The organism is Streptococcus sp. HMSC073F11, from assembly GCF_001810785.1.
In the GTDB taxonomy this organism is placed as follows: domain Bacteria; phylum Bacillota; class Bacilli; order Lactobacillales; family Streptococcaceae; genus Streptococcus.
The window spans coordinates 525890-547914 of sequence record NZ_KV802698.1; the positions used below are offsets into that span (position 1 = coordinate 525890).

Consider the following 22025-nt stretch of genomic DNA (forward strand, 5'->3'; position numbering starts at 1 on the left):
GTTTGCTCTTTGATTTTCATTGAGTATAAATTAAATTGAATTGGAGACGTTATGAGTTCAAAGAAGAAAAAAAATAAGATGGAGCGTGGTCTGACCAATCGTCACGTGCAGGTGATGGCCATTGCTGGAACAATCGGAACAGGACTCTTTTTGGGAGCAGGTCGCTCTATCAGCCTAACAGGTCCTTCCATTGTACTGATTTATATGATTACAGGTGCTTTCATGTTCCTCATGATGCGTGCGGTTGGGGAAATGCTCTACCAAGACCCTGAGCAACATACCTTTATCAACTTTATTACGCGCCATTTGGGTAAGGGCTGGGGTTATTTCTCAGTTTGGTCCTACTGGCTATCCGTTGTCTTTATCGGTATGGCGGAAATCACTGCGATTTCTCACTACGTTCAGTTCTGGTTTCCTAGCTGGCCAAGTTGGATGATTGAGATTGGATTTTTAACCATTCTAGCCTTGGTCAATCTGATTGCGGTGAAGCTCTTTGGGGAAGTTGAGTTTTGGTTTGCTATGGTCAAGATTGTGGCTATTTTAGCTATGATTGCGACAGGAGTTTTTATGGTCTTGACAGGCTTTAAGACGCCTCATGGTGTAGCAAGTTTGGCTAATATTGCTGACAATTTCTCCCTCTTCCCAAATGGTGGAGTGAACTTTGTCATGGCCTTCCAGATGGTTTTCTTTGCTTATCTCATGATTGAGTTTATCGGGGTAACAACTTCAGAAACAAAAAATCCACGCCAGGTCTTGCCAAAAGCCGTTAAGGAAATTCCTTTGCGTATCGCCTTTTTCTACGGTGGTGCCCTCTTAGCCATCATGGCTATCATTCCCTGGCGTGAGCTTGCATCGGCTGATTCTCCTTTTGTAACAGTATTTGAATTGGCCGGTATCAAGTGGGCGGCAGCCTTGATTAACTTCGTCGTTTTGACGTCAGCAGCATCTGCTCTTAATTCAACCCTCTACTCAACAGGCCGTCATTTGTACCAGATTGCCCATGATTCGCCAAATCCATTCTTAAAAGCGATCAAGGCAGATACTCTTTCTCGTCATAATGTGCCACAAAATGCTATTATTGCCTCAGCAATCTTGATTGCCCTAGCAGCATTTATCAACGTCTTGCCAGGTGTTTCGGATGCCTTTGCCTTGATTACGGCATCATCATCAGGTGTCTATATCGCCATTTATATCTTGATTATGGTGGCTCACCTTAAATACCGCAAGTCACCAGACTTTATGGCAGATGGCTACCTCATGCCCCACTATCGTTTCTTAAATCCTTTAACCATGCTCTTCTTTGCCTTTGTCTTTGTAACCCTCTTTTTACAAGAGTCTACCTTTGTAGGAGCAATCGGCTCAGCTATCTGGATTATCGGTTTCGGGATTTATAGCCAGTGGAAATTTAGAAAATAGATTAAGGACTCATCAACTCAGGTTGGTGGGTTTTTGCTAGTTTGACAGTCTTTTGAAATAAGACTATAATCAAGCTGTATCAGTTTTTAAGGAGGTTTGGATGTACTTTAGATTGGAAAATAAGGAATCCCATAAATCACAAGAAATAGGGAACCTGATTCGTGTTTATAATCGTTCAAAAAGAGAAAAAGCTGAAAGTGAGCCACTTAATCTTTATGTCGAAGATGAAAAGGGCAATCTCCTGGCAGGTTTGATAGCTGAGACTTTCGGAAATTGGCTGGAAATCGAATATTTGTTTGTGAAAGAGGAGCTACGAGGACAAGGAATTGGTTCGAAACTACTGCAACAAGCAGAAAATGAAGCTAAGAATCGAAATTGTCGTTTTGCTTTTGTCAATACCTACCAGTTTCAGGCTCCAGATTTTTATAAAAGGCATGGCTACAAAGAAGTCTTTACCTTACAAGACTATCCCTACATTGGGCAAAGATATTATTACCAAAAGGATTTGTAAGGAGAATATGAAAGCATAAATCAAAGAGGGGGGCTTGACATAAGTATGAAGGAGATTCTCGGTAAATACTAGTTAGAATCTAGAAATTGTGTCTTTCTAGGTGATATTGAGGACAATACAATCGCAGCTGAGAAATTGGTAATCAAGGTCTATAAGGTTAAGAAAAGAAGTGATGTCGTCGATATTTTGAAATCCTATATTTAAACTTAACACTCTCTATTTTGTGGTAGAGAGTTTTTTGTTAATAAAATTTTACAAAATGACATTTATATATTGCATTAAGTTAGATATATGATATAATGTTGTTGAAAAGAGGCGCAACTTTTTAAGAATGTGAAGGAGGACGCTAGTGGCTAAAAATTTAAAATTAAAATTAGCTCGGGTGGAGCGTGATTTAACACAAGGGGATTTGGCAGAAGCTGTGGGCGTTACTAGGCAGACTATAGGCTTGATTGAAGCTGGGAAATACAATCCTAGTCTCTCCCTCTGCCAGTCCATTTGCAGATGCTTAGGAAAAACATTAGACCAACTATTTTGGGAGGAAGAAGATGAAAAATAGAAAAAAACTTGTGATCAAAGATGAACGTACAGAAAAATTGGATGGAAAGATTTCAGGAGAAATTCTTTTGGGAATGTGCCTATTTTTAGCACTGGAAATTTTTGCCAAAGTTTATATTTTTAATTTAACGCTTCTATCCTATTCACCAGAATTACTTTTATTGATTGGAGTAGGTTTGTATGCCATTATTCGCCGCATGTATGTAGGAATTGATATTCGAGATATTGTTGAGAATACTGGAAAAGAAAGAATTTTATCTGCTTTGGGATTTTCTATAGTGATTTTATTGATTGATATCATAGGCAATCGCGAGGAGCTGGTCAGTCTATTGACTTGGAAGTACTCCCTAAAAGTGGTTCTAGCAGTTATCATCTATCTCGTTGGGAGTTTTTCTATGGATAGAGTTATCCTATACTTGAATCGCAGAAATCAGCAAGTTTGGGAGGAAGAAGATGAAAAATAGATTTTTTTATTATCAATTACTAGACGAAAGAGAAGAACAACTGATCAATAAAGCGGGGGCTGAAAGTTTCTATATCTCTATAGCTTTCTTACTTTTATCTTATATGATTGCAGTATTAGCACCAAGTCTTTTTAATTCTAATATGCTGCTCATCGTTATCTTCATAGGGATATTTTACTTTTTTAACCGTGCCCGTTATCTGGGAGTGACCTACTATAGTCGTTTTCATTTTACGATTTTGGGTTGTTTTTTCCTAACCTTGGCTATTACGGCTCTTTTGATGTTGCAGAATTATCAATTCAACATAGAAATTTATCAGCACAATCCTTTGAACGTTAAATACTTATCTGCTTGGGTCATTACTTATCTGATTTACCTTCCTTGGGTTTTTATCGGTAATCTCGGCCTTAAAAGTTATGGCGAATGGGCTCAGAAAAAGTTTGAACAAGACATGGATGAACTGGAGAGTGGAGAATAGCTTGTTACTCTTTTCTCAATCCAGCTAAAATGTGATATAATAGTACTAATTTATTGGAATACATGAAAGTTTTTGAAAATTTTTATGGGTTTCTAGCTAAGGAAGTAGGAAAAGTATGTATCCAGATGATAGTTTGACATTGCACACGGACTTGTACCAGATTAACATGATGCAGGTTTACTTTGACCAAGGGATTCACAATAAAAAGGCGGTCTTTGAGGTTTATTTCCGCCAGCAGCCTTTTAAGAACGGCTATGCGGTTTTTGCAGGTTTGGAAAGAATTGTGAGTTATCTTGAAGACCTGCGCTTTTCAGATAGCGATATTGCCTACTTGGAGTCGCTTGGCTATCACGGTGCGTTCTTAGACTACCTCCGCAATCTCGAGTTGGAGTTGACGGTTCGTTCTGCCCAGGAAGGGGACTTGGTTTTTGCTAATGAGCCGATTGTGCAGGTGGAAGGCCCTCTAGCCCAATGTCAATTGGTTGAAACTGCTCTTTTAAACATCGTTAACTTTCAAACCTTGATAGCGACTAAGGCGGCACGTATTCGTTCGGTTATTGAAGATGAACCCTTGATGGAGTTCGGGACACGTCGTGCACAAGAAATGGATGCGGCTATTTGGGGAACACGAGCAGCGGTGATTGGTGGAGCCAACGGAACTAGCAATGTGCGAGCAGGGAAACTCTTTGGTATTCCAGTATTGGGGACTCATGCCCATGCCTTGGTACAGGTTTATGGAAACGACTATGAAGCCTTCAAGGCTTATGCGTCAACCCATCGTGACTGTGTATTTTTAGTAGATACCTATGATACGCTTCGCATCGGTGTGCCAGCTGCTATTCAGGTGGCGCGTGAACTGGGTGATCAGATTAACTTTATGGGTGTGCGGATTGACTCTGGGGATATTGCCTACATTTCCAAGAAAGTCCGTCAGCAACTAGACGAGGCTGGATTCACAGAGGCTAAGATCTATGCTTCTAATGATTTGGATGAAAATACTATCCTCAACCTCAAGATGCAAAAGGCCAAGATTGATGTTTGGGGTGTGGGAACCAAGCTGATTACAGCCTATGATCAGCCAGCTCTTGGGGCAGTTTATAAGATTGTGGCTATCGAAGATGAGAGTGGTCAGATGCGCAATACCATCAAACTGTCTAATAATGCGGAAAAAGTGTCTACGCCAGGTAAGAAGCAGGTATGGCGCATTACCAGTCGTGAAAAAGGCAAGTCAGAAGGTGACTACATTACTTATGATGGTGTGGATGTGAGTGACATGACGGAAATCAAAATGTTCCATCCAACTTATACCTACATCAAAAAGACCGTTCGAAATTTTGATGCCGTTCCTCTCTTGGTGGATATTTTCAAAGCAGGAACATTAGTTTACAACTTGCCTAGTTTGACTGAGATTCAGTCCTATGCTCGCAAAGAATTTGACAAACTTTGGGATGAGTACAAACGCGTGCTCAATCCGCAGCACTATCCAGTGGACTTGGCGCGTGATATCTGGCAGGACAAAATGGACTTGATTGACAAGATGCGCAAGGAAGCTCTTGGTGAAGGAGAAGAAGAATGAGTTTGCAAGAGACCATTATCCAGCAACTGGGTGTCAAGCCAGTGATTGACGCTCAGGAAGAAATCCGTCGTTCGATTGATTTCTTAAAGAGATACTTGAAAAAACACCCCTTCCTTAAAACTTTTGTACTAGGGATTTCTGGAGGACAAGACTCAACCTTAGCAGGGCGCTTGGCGCAATTAGCTATGGAAGAAATGCGAGCAGAGACAGGAGATGACAGCTACCAATTTATCGCTGTCCGCCTGCCCTATGGCGTGCAAGCAGATGAGGCAGATGCTCAAAAAGCCCTTGCTTTCATCCAGCCAGATGTCAGTTTTGTTGTGAATATCAAGGAATCAGCTGATGCCATGACAGCTGCAGTCGAAGCGACAGGAAGTCCTGTTTCAGACTTTAACAAGGGAAATATCAAGGCTCGTAGTCGTATGATTGCCCAATATGCCCTTGCGGGTGCCCATAGTGGAGCTGTCATTGGAACAGACCATGCTGCGGAAAATATCACAGGCTTTTTTACCAAGTTTGGTGACGGTGGTGCAGATATTCTCCCTCTTTACCGCCTCAATAAACGTCAAGGAAAACAACTCTTGAAGGAGCTTGGTGCAGACCCAGCCCTTTATGAAAAAATCCCAACAGCAGACCTAGAAGAAGACAAACCAGGTATTGCAGACGAAGTAGCCTTGGGAGTCACTTATGAAGAGATTGATGACTACCTAGAAGGAAAAACAATCAGCCCAGAAGCCCAAGCGACTATCGAAAACTGGTGGCATAAAGGCCAACACAAACGCCACCTACCAATCACCGTCTTTGATCACTTTTGGGAGTAAAAAGGTCCGGGGGACCTTTTTAGCTTCTTGCCTTGAAACTCGAGAGCAAGAATAACCTCCAGTGGAGGTTTTTACCCTGAGCCTAGAAATGAGAAAGCGAAGAAGGTCCTGTGGACCTTTTTAGCCTCTCACCTTGAAATAAAAAAGTGAGAGAAGATTCGGTAACTCGAAGAGTTCGATTTTCCTTGTCTCACCCCCGCAACGATGACTAGGGTTGAAAAAGCTTGGTAAAGCGCATTTCAAACCAGACAGCGACTGCGTCAAGTAACTAGATGAAAAACTTGTTTTCTAGCTGTTACTGAGTATAGTCTTTTTACCCTGAGTCTAGAAATAAATAGGCGAGGAAGGTTCTGTTGAACCTTTTTAGCTTGAGCCTTAAGCTTAGAAAGCGAGGTAACATTATGAAAGCAATCGGTACGCAAATATTACAGACAGAACGTTTAATCTTGAGAAGATTTGTGGAGAGTGATGCGGAAGCCATGTTTCAAAATTGGGCTTCGTCTGCTGAGAATCTAATCTATGTTACCTGGGATCCTCATCCTGATGTTGAAGCGACTCGGAACTCGATTCGAAATTGGGTTGCATCCTATACCAATCCCAACTATTACAAATGGGCCATTTGTCTCAAAGAAGATCCTGAGCATGTGATAGGAGATATCAGCATCGTTGAAATGCACGAGGAAGATTTAAGTTGTGAAATTGGGTATGTTTTAGGAAAAAACTTTTGGGGCCGAGGTATGATGACAGAGGCCTTGAAAGCTGTGCTAGACTTCTGTTTTACTCAAGCAGGCTTTCAAAAAGTCAGAGCTCGTTACGCTAGTCTCAACCTAGCTTCAGGCCGTGTGATGGAAAAAGCGGGAATGTCTTATCTAAAAACCATTGCCAATGGTGTGGAGAGAAAAGACTACGTTGCGGACCTTATTTATTACCAGATAAGCAGGGAAGACAGGTGATTCTCTTTGCTGTTTCTATCAAAGTCAGACCTTGTCTGGCTTTTTTTGTGCAAGATTTCTAAATAAACTGATTAAATTCCTATTTTTCCCTATCATTGTCCCTGTTTTTTCTTAGAGTTGGGAATTATAATAGACATATCAAATCAAAGAATGGAGGAAGGCAATGGACAATGTAATCTTTTTTATTAGTGTTTTTCTTGCTGGAATTCTTTCCTTCTTTTCTCCTTGTATTTTACCCTTGTTGCCAGTCTATGCGGGGGTCTTGTTGGATTATAAGAATGATGCTCAGGCTTCTAGTGGAAAATTTTCAATCTCACTTGTTAGTTTATTGCGAACTTTGGCCTTTATAGCGGGGATTTCTTTTATCTTTATCTTACTGGGTTATGGAGCTGGTTTTTTAGGCAATTTGCTGTATGCTTCTTGGTTTCAGTATGTTGACGGGTGCGGTTATCATTCTCTTGGGCTTGCACCAGATGGAAGTCTTACATTTGCAGGGACTTTACAAGGAAAGAAGGCTACAATTAAAGAGACAGGGGCAAAAGGGTAACGGCTATAGTCAGGCATTTTTACTGGGGTTAACCTTTAGTTTTGCTTGGACGCCGTGTGTAGGGCCAGTTCTGGGCTCTGTTTTAGCCTTGGCGGCTTCAGGTGGTTCAGGAGCTTGGCAGGGTGCTGGTCTCATGTTGGTTTACACGCTGGGTTTGGCGCTACCATTTTTGGTTCTAGCTCTCGCCTCCAGCTATGTTTTGAAACATTTCCGAAAACTGCATCCCTACCTCGGGACCCTCAAAAAAGTGGGTGGTTTCCTCATTATCGTCATGGGAATTTTGGTGCTTTTGGGAAATGCTTCCATTTTGACTACATTATTTGAATAGAGAGGAAAAAGAAATGAAAAAATGGCAAACATGTCTCCTTGGAGTAGGCTCAATTTGTTGCTTGGCAGCCTGTTCGACTAAAAACATGTCAGACGAGTCTACTATGAAGGAGCAATCCAAAACAGAACAAGTTAGTTCGAAAACTGCGACTAAAGGTCAGGAAGTCGCTGATTTTGAACTGATGGGAGTAGATGGTAAGACCTATCGTTTATCTGATTACAAGGGCAAGAAAGTCTATCTTAAATTCTGGGCTTCTTGGTGTTCCATCTGTCTAGCTAGCCTTCCAGATACGGATGAAATCGCTAAGGATGCTGGTGATGACTATGTAGTTTTGACAGTGGTCTCTCCTGGACACAAAGGTGAACAAGCAGAAGCGGACTTTAAGAATTGGTACAAGGGATTGGATTATAAAAATTTTCCAGTTTTAATTGATCCATCAGGTAAACTCTTGGAAAGTTATGGTGTCCGTTCTTATCCGACTCAAGCCTTTATAGACAAGGAAGGCAAGCTGGTCAAAACGCAACCAGGTTTTATGGATAAGGATATGATTTTGAAAGAATTGAAAGAAATGGGGTAGAGAAAGGCTATGAATGATAAAGTAAAATTGTTTGTCTTGGCAGGGGTCATTCTCCTAGCCATAACCGGTTTCTATTTCCTATTGATGCGAAATGCAGGGCAGACAAATAGCTCGCAAATCGAGAAAGCATCCGTTAGCCAAGGAGGAAAAACAGTGAAAAAAACAGAAGTGAGTAACGACGCAGACTTGCACGAAATTTATCTAGCTGGGGGATGTTTCTGGGGAGTGGAGGAATACTTCTCACGCGTTCCTGGAGTGACAGATGCCGTTTCAGGCTATGCAAATGGTAGAGGGGAAACAACCAAGTACGAATTGATCAATCAAACAGGTCATGCGGAGACTGTCCATGTCACCTATGATGCTAATCAAATTTCCCTCAAGGAAATCCTGCTTCATTACTTCCGCATTATCAATCCAACCAGCAAAAATAAACAAGGAAATGATGTGGGGACCCAGTATCGTACCGGCGTTTATTACACAGATGAAAAGGATTTGGAAGTAATCAACCAAGTCTTTGATGAAGTTGCTAAGAAATACGATCAACCTCTGGCAGTTGAAAAGGAAAACTTGAAGAATTTTGTGGTGGCGGAAGATTATCACCAAGACTACCTCAAGAAAAATCCAAATGGCTACTGTCATATCAATGTCAATCAGGCTGCCTATCCCGTCATCGATGCCAGCAAATATCCCAAACCAAGCGATGAGGAATTGAAAAAGACCCTGTCACCTGAGGAGTATGCAGTTACCCAGAAAAATCAAACAGAACGTGCTTTCTCAAACCGTTACTGGGATAAATTTGAATCTGGTATCTATGTAGATGTGGCAACTGGCGAACCTCTCTTTTCATCAAAGGACAAGTTCGAGTCTGGTTGCGGCTGGCCTAGTTTCACCCAGCCAATCAGTCCAGATGTTGCCACTTACAAGGAAGATAAATCTTACAATATGACACGCATGGAAGTGAGAAGCCGAGTCGGAGATTCTCACCTTGGCCATGTCTTTACAGATGGGCCTCAAGACAAGGGTGGCTTGCGCTACTGTATTAATAGTCTCTCTATCCGCTTTATTCCCAAAGATCAAATGGAAGAAAAAGGCTATGCTTATTTACTAGATTATGTTGATTAAGAGGGCTTTCCTAAGCAGTTAGAGGAGAATTTTGCTATACTGATACTAGTAACTGGCAAAGGAGAGAAGCATGACCTATAAAATCTTAATCGTAGAAGATGAATATCTGGTAAGGCAAGGTTTGACCAAGCTGGTCAATGTAGCAGCCTATGATATGGAAATCATCGGTCAGGCTGAAAATGGAAGGCAGGCTTGGGAATTGATACAAAAGCAGGTGCCAGATATCATTTTAACTGATATCAACATGCCTCAGCTAAATGGCATCCAGTTGGCCAGTCTGGTCCGAGAAACCTATCCTCAGGTTCATCTAGTTTTTTTGACAGGCTACGATGATTTTGATTATGCCTTGTCTGCTGTCAAACTCGGTGTGGATGACTACCTGCTTAAGCCCTTTTCTCGTCAGGATATTGAGGAAATGTTGGGGAAAATCAAGCAAAAGTTGGATAAGGAAGAAAAGGAAGAGCAATTACAAGATCTATTGACTGATAAGTTTGAGGGAAATATGGCTCAGAAAATCCAGTCTCATCTGGCTGATAACCAGTTTAGTTTAAAGTCTTTGGCTAGTGACTTGGGCTTTAGCCCGACTTATCTGAGTTCTTTGATTAAGAAAGAATTGGGCATGCCTTTTCAGGATTATCTGGTGAGAGAACGTGTCAAACAAGCCAAGCTCTTGCTTTTAACTACAAATCTGAAGATTTATGAGATAGCAGAGAAGGTTGGTTTTGAAGATATGAACTATTTTACCCAACGTTTTAAACAGATTGCAGGTGTGACACCTCGTCAGTTTAAGAAGGGGGAAGGTCGATGAAGCGTTCTTCTCTCCTAGTCAGAATGGTTATTTCCATCTTTCTGGTCTTTCTCATTCTCCTAGCTCTGGTTGGGACTTTCTACTATCAATCTAGTTCTTCAGCCATTGAGGCTACTATTGAGGGCAATAGCCAAACGACTATCAGTCAGACTAGCCACTTTATCCAGTCTTATATCAAAAAATTAGAAACCACCTCGACTAGTTTGACCCAGCAGGCAGATGTCCTAGCCTATTCTGAGAATCCCAGTCAAGACAAGGTCAAGGGAATTCGAGATCTATTTTTGACTATCTTGAAGGCAGACCAGGACTTGAAAACTGTTGTGCTTGTGACTAAATCCGGTCAGGTCATTTCTACAGATGACAGTGTGCAGATGAAAACTTCTTCTGATATGATGGCTGAGGATTGGTATCAAAAGGCTATTCATCAGGGAGCCATGCCCGTTTTGACTCCAGCTCGTAAATCAGATAGTCAGTGGGTCATTTCTGTCACCCAAGAACTTCTTGATGCAAAGGGGGGCAATCTTGGCGTGCTTCGCTTGGATATTTCCTACGAAACTCTGGAAGCCTATCTAAATCAACTTCAGTTGGGTCAGCAGGGTTTTGCCTTTATCATCAATGAAAACCATGAATTTGTTTACCATCCTCAACACACAGTTTATAGTTCGTCTAGCGAAATGGAGGCCATGAAACCCTATATTGATACAGGGCAGGGCTATACTCCAGATCACAAGTCCTACGTCAGTCAGGAAAAGATAGCAGGAACTGATTGGACGGTGCTTGGCGTGTCTTCGTTGGAGAAGTTAGACCGGGTTAGGAGTCAACTCATGTGGACCTTGCTTGGGGCTAGTTTCACATCTCTTCTTGCCTGTCTCTGCTTGGTGTGGCTTAGTCTTAAACGCTGGATTGCTCCTCTGAATGACTTGAGAGAAACCATGCTGGAGATTGCTTCTGGTAATCAGAATCTTCGTGCCAAGGAAACTGGTGCCCATGAACTGAGAGAAGTGACTCGTCAGTTCAATGCCATGTTGGATCAGATTGATCAGTTGATGGCAGATATTCGCAGGCAGGAAGAAACGACCCGTCAGTACCAACTTCAAGCTTTATCAAGCCAGATTAACCCCCATTTCCTCTATAATACTTTGGACACTATTATCTGGATGGCTGAGTTTCAGGATAGTCAGCGAGTGGTTCAGGTGACCAAGTCTTTGGCAACCTATTTCCGCTTGGCGCTCAATCAAGGCAAGGATTTGATTTCTCTTTCTGATGAAATCAATCATGTCCGCCAGTACCTCTTTATCCAAAAGCAACGCTATGGGGATAAGTTGAACTATGAGATTAATGAAGATTCTACTTTTGATAAGCTAGTCTTGCCCAAGTTGGTGTTACAACCCTTGGTAGAAAATGCTCTTTACCATGGCATTAAGGAAAAGGAAGGTCAGGGACATATTAAAGTTTCTGTTCAGAAACAGGATACAGGGCTTGTCATCCGCATTGAGGATGATGGCGTTGGTTTCCAAAATCCTGGCGATAGCAGTCAAAGTCAGCTCAAACGTGGGGGAGTTGGCCTTCAAAATGTTGACCAACGGCTCAAACTTCATTTTGGAGACAATTACCAGATGAAGATCAATTCTGTACCCTCAAAAGGGACGACGGTTGAAATATACATTAATAAAATAGAAATTAGCTAACTCCCAGTCTATTCTGGGAGTTTTGCTTTTAAAAATCAGAATGATTAGTTGGCCTTGATAAAATCAGTAAAAAAAGATATGATAGATAGTGACAAAAGAGGTATCAAGTATGAAGAAAAAAGACATTCAAAGAGCAACAAGCCAGATTGTAGAAGATATAATAGACAAGGCTAATTTGAAGCAAGGGGCTATCTTTGTTTTGGGCCTTTCTTCTAGTGAGGTGATAGGTGGTCAGATTGGCAAGGAATCCAGCCAAGAAATTGGTGAAATCATCGTGAAGACCATCCTAGATATCCTAGAGGAAAAAGGAATTCATCTAGCTGTTCAAGGTTGTGAACATGTCAATCGAGCCCTCGTCGTTGAACGTCAGGTGGCAGAGCAGTTTGGTCTTGAAATCGTCAGTGTCCTTCCTACACTTCATGCAGGAGGTTCGGGTCAGTTGGCAGCCTTCAAGTTTATGCAGGATCCAGTTGAGGTTGAATTTATCAAGGCCCATGCTGGATTGGATATCGGAGATACTGCGATTGGCATGCATGTTAAGCATGTTCAAGTACCAATTCGCCCTGCACTGCGTGAAATTGGGCATGCCCATGTAACGGCTCTTGCAAGTCGTCCCAAACTAATCGGAGGTGCGCGTGCGCATTATCCAGAAGATTCTATCAGAAAGTCGTGAGAATGAAAAAGACAAAACAACAACTAGAAAAAATTACCAAATATTCGATTCGTAAGCTCACTGTTGGGGTAGGTCCTGTAGCTATCGGGGCCTTCCTTTTTGGTGCCAGTACCCTTTTAGTAGATAAGGTGCAAGCAAATGAAATTGGTGGTGTTCATACTGTGCATTACCGTTATCTGGCGGAGCAGGAATTAACCGAGTCTGAAAAAGCCTTGATTCACCATGAGGTTCCTACAGAATTTCAAGATGAAGATATTATTTATGTAGTTTATCGCAAGAAGGAGACTAACAGTCAACAACTTCCATACACAGGAAGTAAGGAGCTTGCTTTGGCAGGTCTTGGATTGGCAACGGCTTCTCTAGCAGTCTTTTTGGTGTCCAAAAAAGGTCGCAAAGAGGTTCTAGGTGTTCTCTTGATTGGTTCTTTAGGAGCTAGCACTTTTGTACCTTATGGGACATTTGCGTTTGAAAATAAAGAATTACTTTCTTATAACCAAACTATTTCAGCCTCTACACATGAAGGCTTAGCTGAAGGGATTATCTACATTGATGGCTATGAATACATTGGATACTTTAAGGAAGCAGAACTCCATCCATCAAGACCAGTTTCAGCTGAACAGCCTCAGTTGCCAGTAGAAAAGCAAAGTTCAAAAGAAATCGAGAAAACAGAAGTCGTTCAAGAAAGACCTGCTGTTGCTCCGGAAACTGTCGTTGAAAAACCTGTAGTAGAAACTCCAGTTGCTCCTGCGGTTGAAGAAAAACCAGTTTCTGAGAAACCTCAGACAAGACAGGAAGAGAGCTTGGTGGAGATTCCGTTTGAAACAGTCACAAATCCAGATGCGAATCTAGCAGAAGGACAGACTCGTATCGTCGCAGCTGGAGTAAATGGTCAGCGTCGCCTTGTAAGCAAAGTTTCGATGGTCAACGGTCAAGAAGTTAGAGAAGTCATCGAAGACCAAGTAGTTCAAAATCCTGTGTCGCAAGTCATTGCAGTCGGAACTAAGAAAGAGGTGCAACCTGCCCCAACTCCAGCACCACAAGCCGAACCAAGTCACCAAGTAGCTAAAGGTACACAAGAAGAAGGTAAGGCAGGCCAATCCTTAACGCAGCCAGAATTACCAGAAGCTCCAGTAGAAGCCAAAGGAACTCAAGAGGAAGGTCAAGCTTTAGTACAGCAAGAACTTCCTGAATATACAGAAGCAGTTTCAACTAAGGGAACACAAGAACTAGGAAAAGAAGGTCAAGCTACAGAGCAACCAGCAAATCCAGAATATAAAGTAACAACTGGTACAGTTGAAAAGTCTACTGAAAGTGAACTAGATTTCACAACAGAAGTAGTTCCTGATGACACAAAATATGTGGATGAAGCAGTAGTTGAACGTCAAGGTACTAAAGGAGTTCAAGTTACGAAAACAACTTATGAAACAGTGGAAGGTGTAGAGACAGATAAAGTTCTTTCTACAACTACAGAAGTGAAAACTCCTGCCGTTTCTAAAGTCGTTAAAAAAGGAACAAAACCAATTGAAGGAACAAAAGTTGAAACAAGAGAAGAAGTCATTCCTTTTGAAACAAAAACAGAAGAGGATGATACTTTAAAACGTGGAACAACTACAGTTGCTCAAGAAGGTGTAGACGGTAAGAAACAAATTATTGAAACGTATAAAACAATTCGCGGAGAAAAAACAAGCGATGCTCCAACAGTAGAAGAAAAAGTTATCTTACAACCTCAAGATAAAATTATTAAAAAAGGTACAAAAGGGTTAGAAAAACCAACCTTACAATGGGCAAATACTGAAAAAGATGTTTTGAAGAAGAGCGCAACAGCTAGTTATACATTAAATAAACCAGCTGGAGTAGAAATCAAATCAATCAAATTAGCGTTGAAAGATAAAGATGGACAACTTGTAAAAGAAGTAACGGTATCTGAAAATAATTTAAACGCGACTTTAGATAAATTGAAATATTATCAAGGATACACTCTATCTACTACGATGGTTTATGATCGTGGAGAAGGCGAAGAAACTGAGAAATTAGAAGATAAACAAATTCAGTTAGACCTCAAAAAAGTTGAAATCAAGAACATCAAAGAAACAAGTTTGATGAGTGTAGATGCTGAAGGAAACGAAACAGATAAGAGCTTATTAACTGAAAAGCCAACAGATGTTGCTCCATTATATTTACGTGTAACAACGCATGATAATAAGACAACAAGACTTGCAGTAAGTTCTGTTGAAGAAGTTGTTGTTGATGGGAAAACATTGTACAAAGTTGTAGCGAAAGCTCCAGACTTAGTTCAACGTAGAGCAGATGATACTTTCAGTGAAGAGTATGTTCATTACTTTGAAAAACAAAAAGCACACGAAGGTGATGTATATTATAGTTTTAATGACTTGGTAACAGCAATGAAAGCTAACCTAAGTGGTACTTTTAAACTTGGTGCAGACCTTAATGCTGCTAACGTACCAACTCCAAATAAACAATATGTACCTGGTAAATTCAGCGGAACTTTAACAAGTGTCGATGGAAAACATTATACAATTCACAATATGGCTCGTCAGTTATTTGATAATGTCGAAGGTGGTACAATTAATAACATTAATTTAGGTAATGTTAATATTAATATGCCTTGGGTTGAAAATATTTCAGCACTATCAAGAGTAGCTAAAAATGCCACAGTTGAAAATGTTAAGGTAACTGGTAGCATCCTTGGTAAAGATGGTATTGCCGGTATTGTAAACAAAGTGGACGTTGGTGGTTTATTACAAAATGTTGCCTTTGTTGGTAAAGTTACTGGTGTTGGCGATAAAGGCTGGGATATGGGCGGTATTTCTGGAGAAGTTTGGAAAGGGAATATTAAAAAAGCCTATGTTGATGCTGATATTGTAGCAAATAAAGCTCGTATTGGTGGTCTTGTTGCTAGAACAGATAATGGTTACGATGGAAATGGGGTTAACAAATATGCATTTACTAGCCAATCTGTCGTTAAAGGAACTATTAAGGTAAAAACGCCTGTTGAAGTTGGTGGTTTCATTAGTAAAAACTATCCATGGGGTCGAGTTCTTGATACTGTTACAATGATGAAAGTTGAAAATGGTGAGGAATTCTATGGTTCCAAAGATCTTGTTGATGATGATGGATACTTTACAAATAATTGGATTGATAGAAACTATGTTGTTACAGGTGTGAGTGAAGGAAAACGTTCATTCAAATATTCTCGTAGTAATCGAATCCAAGAAATCAGCTTAGAAGAAGCTAACAAAAAAATAGAATCATTCGGAATTACAGCTGATAAATTCGAAATTGCTCCACTTGTGGAAGATAAACTAAACCAAGTTAAACCAAAATCTGATACTTATAAAGAGATTCAAGATTATAATGCAGATCGTGAACTTGCATACCGTAATATTGAGAAACTTCAACCATTCTACAATAAAGAGTGGATTATCAATCAAGGAAATAAAATTACTGAAGGCTCTAAATTACTAACTACAGAAGTATTATCTGTAACAGGTATGAAAGATGGACAATTTGTAACGGACTTATCTGATGTTGATCATATTATGATTCATTACGCTGATGGTACGAAAGAAGAAAAACCTGTATCAGCTAAAGCTACGTCAAACGTAGAACAAGTAAAAGAATACGATATTACAGATTTAGGTGATGTAGTTTACACACCAAATATGGTAGTTAAAGACCGTACTCAACTAATCAGTGAGATTAAAACGAAATTAGATAGTGTTCAATTAATTTCACAAGAAGTTCGTGACTTAATGGATAAACGTAATAAACCAGCTGAGAATAGTGAAAATCATAAGAACAACTACATTCGTAACTTGTTCCTTGAAGAAAGCTTTGAAGAAACGAAAGCTAATTTAGATAAATTAGTCAAAGCTTTAGTCGAAAACGAAGACCATCAATTAAACGGTGACGAAGCAGCCATGAAAGCTCTTCTTAAAAAAGTAGAAGATACCAAAGCTAAAATAATGATGGCTCTTACTTATTTAAATCGTTATTATGGATTTAAATACAATGATATGAGTATTAAAGACCTTATGATGTTCAAACCTGATTTCTATGGTAAGAATGTTAGTGTTATCGATAGATTGATTCAAATTGGTTCTAGTGAGAAAAACTTAAAAGGTGACCGAACTCAAGATGCTTATCGTGATGTGATTGCGGGAGCAACAGGTAAAGGTAACTTAAATGACTTTTTAACATATAATATGAAGTTGTTTACAGAAGATACTGATATGAATGTTTGGTATAAGAAGGCTGTATCAAATACTAACTATATTGTTGAGAAGCAATCCTCAAACCCTGCGTTTGCTAATAAAAAATATCATTTGTATGAAAACCTTAATAACGGTGAGCATGGACGTTATATCCTACCACTTCTTAATACGAAGAAAGCTCATATGTTCTTGATTTCAACATACAATACACTAGCATTTAGTGCGTTTGAGAAATATGGTAAGAATACAGAAGCTGAACGTGAAGCATTCAAGAAAGAAATCGACTTACGTGCACAAGAACAAATCAACTACTTAGACTTCTGGTCTCGCTTGGCGGCTGATAATGTACGTAATCAGTTGTTGAAATCTGAAAACATGGTTCCATCGGCTATCTGGGATAACCATGGTGCGCCAGGTGGATGGGTTGATAGAATGGGTCACACGAAGAATGGTGATTATGCTCCAATTCGTGAGTTCTATGGTCCAACTGGTAAGTGGCACGGTGATAATGGCATGGGTGCATACGCATATATCTTTGATAGACCTCAAAACTCAGAAGCCGTGTACTATATTTGGTCAAGTATGATTAGTGATTTTGGTACATCAGCCTTTACTCATGAAACAACGCATATCAATGACCGTATGGCTTACTTAGGTGGTTGGGGACATCGTGAGGGTACAGACGTTGAAGCCTTTGCTCAAGGAATGTTACAATCTCCAGCTGTATCAAGTTCGAATGGTGACTACGGTGCACTAGGTCTTAACATGGCTTATAAACGTGAAAACGATGGTAAACAATGGTACAACTATGATCCAAATAAATTAGATAGTAGAGAAGCTATCGACCATTACATGAAAAACTATAATGAAGCGCTCATGATGCTCGACCATTTAGAAGCGGATGCCGTTATCGCGAAGAATGATGGTGACAACAACAAGTGGTTCAAGAAGATGGACAAAAAATGGCGTGAGAAAGCTGATAGAAATGGTTTAGTTGGACAACCACACCAATGGGATTTACTTCGTGACCTAAATGACGCGGAGAACAAGAAGAAATTGACAAGCATTGATGACCTTGTAGATGGTAATTACGTGACTAAGCATAATATGCCTGGTAATAAACATTATCGTGCTGAAGGTTTTGATACGGCATATCAAACTGTAAGTATGATGGCTGGAATTTACGGTGGTAATACAAGTCAAAGTGCTGTAGGTTCTATCTCGTTCAAACATAATACATTCCGTATGTGGGGTTACTTCGGATATGTCAATGGATTTGTCGGATATGCTTCAAACAAGTATAAACAAGAATCTAAAGCAGCTGGTAGACCGGGTCTTGGTGATGACTTTATCATTGAGAAAGTGTCTGGTGGTAAATTCCACACACTAGAAGAGTGGAAGAAAGAATGGTTCAAGGAAGTCAAAGCTAAAGGAGAAAAAGGATTTGTCGAAATTGAAATCGACGGACAGAAAATTTCAACTTATGCAGGACTCCAAGAATTGTTCAACAAAGCTGTTGAAAATGACCTTAAAGCGGGTAATTCAAACCAAACAGTTGCACTCAAAGAAAAAGTTTACAAACAACTCTTGCAGAAATCAGATGGATTTGCTGGTGATTTATTCACTAAAGCATAATCAAGAGTAATTTAATAGCCATAAAATGATAAAAAGGTAGATCTTGACTGGATCTACCTTTTTTGATGTTCTTGCAGTTCTTAAATGTTCATTTTCCAGTATAATTATTGAATATATTTATAACCAAAATACTAGAAAATAGATTTTCAAAAAGTAAATGAAATGTCAGTCTGCGCTTTGTTTTATGGATTCTGTTCTAGTTCAAACAACTTGCAAAAATAGCTTAAAAATTATAAAATGAAATATAAAGTAATTTGTAAATACGCATAAAATTCAATATGATATAATGTGTATATAGATGAGAGAAAAGGAAATATTATAAATGAAGAATAAGCTTTCTGATAAGTCCCTTGAGAATCAGAGAAAAGAAAAGATCATGCGTTTCTCCATTCGTAAATATAGTTTTGGTGCAGCGAGTGTAGCGGTTGCTGCCTTTTTAATGTTTTTAGGAAATGGAGCAGTTGCAGCGGATCAATTGAAAGTAACTGAAGAGTCTTCTAGTAAAGTAGAGTTGGCTCAAGAAGGTGGGGATAAGACTGAAAATCAGAGTGAGTCCAAAATCAGTGAGCCGAAAAATAGTAAACCAGAACTAGATAAAAGTCAACTTGCAAATTATATTGGTAAAATTGAAGGTAAGATTTCAAGTGGAGCCTACGCTAATAAGACAGAGGAAAGTGTAGCGAGTCTAGCTGCTGAGTTAGCAAATGCCAAAGCAACTTTAGCGAGCGCAAGCAGTCAAGAAGAATTGACGAGTGCCTATCAAAAACTGGTTACTGCTGTTAACTCAAAATTACGAAATAAGCCGGTTGAGAAAAAAGAAATTGTTTCAACAGATACTACTGAGGGTAAAGAAACAGTTGGTATCAAAGCTGAGAATACTGAGAAACCATCAGAATCAAATGCGATTGAAAATACTGGTGCCAATGATCCGCGTAATGGAAGTGAAATTGAAAAGGATACAACATTCCGTGCAGCTGTCAATCAAGATCCAAAGGTAGATTTCACGTTCTCGATTCCAGCTGAGAAGAAAATCTATATCTATAACGAAGAGCATTTTTCATTAGAAATTCCAGTTTATTCTGAAACTGGAAAAATTCGCTATGCAACGATTAAGCAAGGATCGAGACAGAGATTCGCTAATGTAGCAGGGACTGAAAATGATTTAGATATACAATACGGGTTTACTGCTACCGTAATAAATCGATCGGAAACAGCAGGTGTAATATCAGCTGCGAGTCAAGCAAATCCTGCGAAAATCGTCATTACAGGTCGTCCAAATGATGTGCTGAAAAAACACAGAGATTATACAAAACAAGAGACTCAAACGCTTAATGTTGGTACTCGTTATGTTCAAGTAGTTGATGACCAAGGTAGAGAAAATCTTAAAAAAGGTATGGATATAACGGATCCAGGATATTTCTACTTAGTATTAAAATCTCAAGCAAAAAAATACGCCTTAAGATCTCAACCTACAGATGAAAAGATTTCTGTAACTAGTTTGACAAATCCTACAGCAGAAGATTTAAAGAAAATCAAAGATAGTATTCAATTAGAATATTCAACAACAAACGAAGATGCACGATTTGCTGATAGACGTGGAACTTTAGTAGAACACCCAGAGGATGTTATTCAATCGGTTAATATCGTTGGGAATAATATCGTTGTGACATTTACAGATGGTTCTACGAAGACAAAACCAGTAAGTGAAATTGTACAAAAAAATGTTCCGCCGGTTGTTAATCTACCGTATTCAAACGAAGCGAACAGAAATATTTATATCTATTCTGGAGAAGAGACAGACCTAACATTTACTGCAACGGATGAGTCTAAGATTAAGGACCTAAAACTTCGTGGCCCTGGTGACATTAACTATAATAATGCAACTAGTTTTGGTTTAGCAGTAGGGAATATTGTTGATAGCGCAGTAACAAGCGGAGCGGGTTCTGTTTCTGAAGATAAGAAGACAGCAACCATTAAAATGACTGGAACAACGAATTTAACTGCTGGGAAAAAATGGACAAGTGTTATCGTTGCAAAAGATGACAACAATGGAGAAAGTGCACCTTTTAACGGAAGAATTAATGCAACTACTAATCCTGCAGAACGTCAAAAAATTGAAGGTTATGTTGAATTTGTTGTAAAAAATCAAACTACTAAATATGATATTAAGACTCCAGAAGGAACAGTTAGTGTAGTAGATCCAGCGAATGTTACGGCTGACGAATTTGAAAAAATTAAAGAAAAAGTAAAAATCGAATACTCTCAAACTAACGATGATGCTAATTTTACTAGCAAGAGAGGACAAGCTGTAGACAATCAGGCGACAAGAATTTCTACGATTACAAAAGATGCTAATGGAAATCTTGTTGTGACCTATAAAGATGGTTCAACTGATACAAAACCTTTATCAGAATTCACAAGTTTAAATAAACAACCTGCAATTGATGCGGTTAACAAGGCTGCTGAAGATAAAATTGCAGAGATTAATGCTAATACAAACGCAACTGCAGAAGAAAAAGCAGCTGCAATCGAAAAAGTTAATGCCGATAAGGCGAAAGCTTTAACAGCAATTAATGATAACTCGGTAACGACAAAAGCAGCATTAGATAATGCCAAAACATCTGGGACAACAGCGATTAGCAATGATAATCCTGTAGTAACGAAGAAAAATACGGCAAAAGCAGCTATTGACTCAGCTTTAAGAGCGAAAGAAGCAGCCATCGATGCGAATGACGACTTAACGACAGAAGAGAAGAATGCAGCAAAAGCAGATGCACAGGCAAAAGCGAATGCAGCAAAAACAGCAATCGATAATGCAACAACAAACGTAGCAGTGGACTCAGCCCAAACGGCAGGAACAACAAGTGTAAGTTCAGTAATGCCAACAGCGGTAGCGAAACCAGCGGCTAAGAAAGCAATCGAAGACGCGCTGAAAGCGAAAGTAGCACAACTTGATGCAAGAAATGATTTAACAACTGAAGAAAAAGAAGCAGCAAAAGCAGATGCACAAGCAAGAGCAACAGCGGCTAAAAATAATATTGATACTGCAACAACAAACTCAACAGTAGATAATGCGAAAACTACAGGCGTTGCTGATGTAGAAAGCGTTAATCCGCAAGCAAGCCAAAAGAAAACTGACGCAAAAAATGCAGTTGATGAAGCGTTAAAAGCAAAAGAAGCAGAGATTGATGCCAATAACGATTTGACTGCTGAAGAAAAATCCAAAGCTAAGGAAGACGCAAAATCCAAAGCAGATGTAGCAAAGCAAGCCATCGACAACGAGACAACAAACGATGCAGTAACTCAAGCTAAAAACGCTGGGGCAACATCAGTAGATTCGGTGACTCCAACGCCGGTAGTCAAACCAGCTGCAAAACAAGCCATCGATGACGCATTGAAAGCAAAGAATGACGCGATTGATTCCAATAACGATTTAACGGCTGAAGAAAAAGCCAAAGCTAAGGAAGATGCGAAAGCCAAAGCCGACGCAGCGAAACAAGCGATCGACAACGCGACAACAAACGATGCAGTAACTCAAGCTAAAAACGCTGGGGCAATATCAGTAGATTCGGTGACTCCAACGCCGGTAGCCAAACCAGCAGCAAAACAAGCCATCGATGACGCATTGAAAGCAA

At 39.8% G+C, this 22025-nt stretch carries 15 protein-coding genes and 1 pseudogene; all 16 read left to right on the top strand.

The window, feature by feature from the left end; all coding sequences use genetic code 11:
* Positions 1-51 precede the first annotated feature (51 nt).
* A complete protein-coding gene (locus HMPREF2764_RS09360) occupies positions 52-1416 on the top strand; it encodes an amino acid permease (protein ID WP_070479450.1) in 1365 nt (454 codons plus the stop codon).
* A 100-nt stretch (positions 1417-1516) separates the two neighbouring features.
* Positions 1517-1927 (top strand): GNAT family N-acetyltransferase, encoded by a 411-nt coding sequence (locus HMPREF2764_RS09365; protein ID WP_080713142.1) that lies wholly within the window; start codon positions 1517-1519, stop codon positions 1925-1927.
* 349 nt (positions 1928-2276) lie between these two features.
* Positions 2277-2486 (top strand): helix-turn-helix transcriptional regulator, encoded by a 210-nt coding sequence (locus tag HMPREF2764_RS09370; protein ID WP_001107502.1) that lies wholly within the window; start codon positions 2277-2279, stop codon positions 2484-2486.
* Positions 2476-2949 carry a DUF6773 family protein gene (locus tag HMPREF2764_RS09375; RefSeq protein WP_033685358.1) on the top strand — a complete coding sequence of 158 codons (474 nt, stop codon included), beginning with the start codon at positions 2476-2478 and terminating at the stop codon, positions 2947-2949. Before HMPREF2764_RS09370 ends, HMPREF2764_RS09375 begins: the two co-directional genes overlap by 11 nt.
* Positions 2939-3427 (top strand): DUF6773 family protein, encoded by a 489-nt coding sequence (locus HMPREF2764_RS09380; protein WP_033685357.1) that lies wholly within the window; start codon positions 2939-2941, stop codon positions 3425-3427. The genes HMPREF2764_RS09375 and HMPREF2764_RS09380 overlap by 11 nt, the downstream gene beginning before the upstream one ends.
* A 115-nt stretch (positions 3428-3542) precedes the next feature.
* Positions 3543-5003 (top strand): nicotinate phosphoribosyltransferase, encoded by a 1461-nt coding sequence (locus HMPREF2764_RS09385; RefSeq protein WP_070529139.1) that lies wholly within the window; start codon positions 3543-3545, stop codon positions 5001-5003.
* On the top strand, positions 5000-5824 hold the full coding sequence (gene nadE / locus HMPREF2764_RS09390; protein ID WP_070529144.1) for an ammonia-dependent NAD(+) synthetase: 825 nt from the start codon (positions 5000-5002) through the stop codon (positions 5822-5824). The genes HMPREF2764_RS09385 and nadE overlap by 4 nt, the downstream gene beginning before the upstream one ends.
* A 401-nt stretch (positions 5825-6225) precedes the next feature.
* Complete coding sequence (locus tag HMPREF2764_RS09395) at positions 6226-6777, top strand: GNAT family N-acetyltransferase (RefSeq protein WP_070529206.1); 552 nt, start codon at positions 6226-6228, stop codon at positions 6775-6777.
* Between the two features lie 163 nt (positions 6778-6940).
* Positions 6941-7652, top strand: a pseudogene (gene ccdA2, locus HMPREF2764_RS09400) (thiol-disulfide oxidoreductase-associated membrane protein CcdA2).
* Positions 7653-7665: 13 nt separating this feature from the next.
* Positions 7666-8229, top strand: coding sequence for a redoxin family protein (locus tag HMPREF2764_RS09405; RefSeq protein ID WP_070529147.1), 564 nt, complete (start codon positions 7666-7668; stop codon positions 8227-8229).
* Between the two features lie 9 nt (positions 8230-8238).
* The gene (gene msrB / locus HMPREF2764_RS09410; protein ID WP_070529150.1) at positions 8239-9351 is read left to right on the top strand and encodes a peptide-methionine (R)-S-oxide reductase MsrB; all 1113 of its coding nucleotides are present in this window, start codon (positions 8239-8241) and stop codon (positions 9349-9351) included.
* A 70-nt stretch (positions 9352-9421) separates the two neighbouring features.
* Complete coding sequence (locus HMPREF2764_RS09415; protein WP_070529153.1) at positions 9422-10159, top strand: response regulator transcription factor; 738 nt, start codon at positions 9422-9424, stop codon at positions 10157-10159.
* Positions 10156-11847 carry a cache domain-containing sensor histidine kinase gene (locus tag HMPREF2764_RS09420; RefSeq protein ID WP_070529156.1) on the top strand — a complete coding sequence of 564 codons (1692 nt, stop codon included), beginning with the start codon at positions 10156-10158 and terminating at the stop codon, positions 11845-11847. Before HMPREF2764_RS09415 ends, HMPREF2764_RS09420 begins: the two co-directional genes overlap by 4 nt.
* Before the next feature lie 109 nt (positions 11848-11956).
* A complete protein-coding gene (locus HMPREF2764_RS09425; RefSeq protein WP_033630008.1) occupies positions 11957-12520 on the top strand; it encodes a TIGR01440 family protein in 564 nt (187 codons plus the stop codon).
* A 2-nt stretch (positions 12521-12522) separates the two neighbouring features.
* Positions 12523-18390: a ZmpA/ZmpB/ZmpC family metallo-endopeptidase gene (locus tag HMPREF2764_RS09430; protein WP_070529162.1), complete on the top strand. Its 5868-nt coding sequence runs from the start codon at positions 12523-12525 to the stop codon at positions 18388-18390.
* Positions 18391-18712: 322 nt separating this feature from the next.
* Positions 18713-22025, top strand: a 3313-nt coding sequence (locus HMPREF2764_RS09435; RefSeq protein ID WP_148129372.1) for a sialic acid-binding adhesin, incomplete at its 3' end; no start/stop codon positions are given.